This is a genomic window from Paenibacillus tengchongensis (assembly GCF_008973665.1).
In the GTDB taxonomy this organism is placed as follows: domain Bacteria; phylum Bacillota; class Bacilli; order Paenibacillales; family Paenibacillaceae; genus Paenibacillus_AQ; species Paenibacillus_AQ tengchongensis.
Window position 1 is genome coordinate 1 of record NZ_WACP01000041.1, and the last position, 952, is coordinate 952.

Consider the following 952-nt stretch of genomic DNA (forward strand, 5'->3'; position numbering starts at 1 on the left):
GGCATAACGATCTGCTGATTAAAATCCGTAAAACAGCCATCTGCGGGACTGACGTTCACATCTATAACTGGGATGAGTGGTCGCAAAAAACCATCCCGGTGCCGATGGTCGTGGGCCATGAATATGTCGGTGAAGTGGTAGGTATTGGTCAGGAAGTGAAAGGCTTCAAGATTGGCGATCGCGTTTCTGGCGAAGGCCATATCACCTGCGGTCACTGTCGCAACTGTCGTGGCGGTCGTACCCATCTGTGCCGCAACACGATCGGCGTCGGTGTTAACCGTCCGGGCTGCTTCGCCGAGTATCTGGTGATTCCGGCGTTCAACGCCTTCAAAATCCCGGACAATATCTCCGACGACCTGGCTTCCATTTTTGATCCCTTCGGTAACGCCGTGCATACCGCGCTGTCGTTCGATCTGGTTGGCGAGGATGTGCTGGTCTCTGGTGCAGGTCCGATAGGTATTATGGCTGCGGCGGTGGCGAAACACGTTGGTGCACGCAATGTGGTGATCACTGATGTTAACGAATACCGCCTTGAGCTGGCACGCAAAATGGGTATCACCCGTGCGGTTAACGTCGCTAAAGAAAACCTTAATGATGTGATGGCAGAACTGGGCATGACCGAAGGCTTTGATGTCGGTCTGGAAATGTCCGGTGCGCCGCCAGCGTTTCGTACCATGCTCGACACCATGAACCACGGCGGTCGTATTGCGATGCTGGGTATTCCACCAGAAGCCCCGCCCAATGCTTTACCCAACGTACCGGTAATGATGTCTACACGCCCCATCACATCGCAGTATTCATGGGAACCACGACCATTTTCACCGACAAAACCGACCGCGTGGGAGTCGTCTACCATCACCAGGGCATCGTATTTATCTGCCAGATCGCAAACGCCCTTCAGGTTGGCAATCACGCCGTCCATCGAGAACACACCATCGGTGGCAATCAGCAC

General features: G+C 54.3%; 2 pseudogenes. One reads left to right on the forward strand and one right to left on the reverse strand.

The window, feature by feature from the left end:
* Positions 1 to 59 precede the first annotated feature (59 nt).
* Positions 60 to 713 (forward strand): annotated as a pseudogene (gene tdh / locus F1381_RS27835) (L-threonine 3-dehydrogenase); the annotation flags it as partial.
* Here tdh and F1381_RS29035 read toward each other — a convergent pair.
* Positions 641 to 922: pseudogene (locus F1381_RS29035) on the reverse strand (aminotransferase class I/II-fold pyridoxal phosphate-dependent enzyme); the annotation flags it as partial. The pseudogenes tdh and F1381_RS29035 sit on opposite strands and share 73 nt — an antisense overlap.
* Positions 923 to 952: the final 30 nt, after the last annotated feature.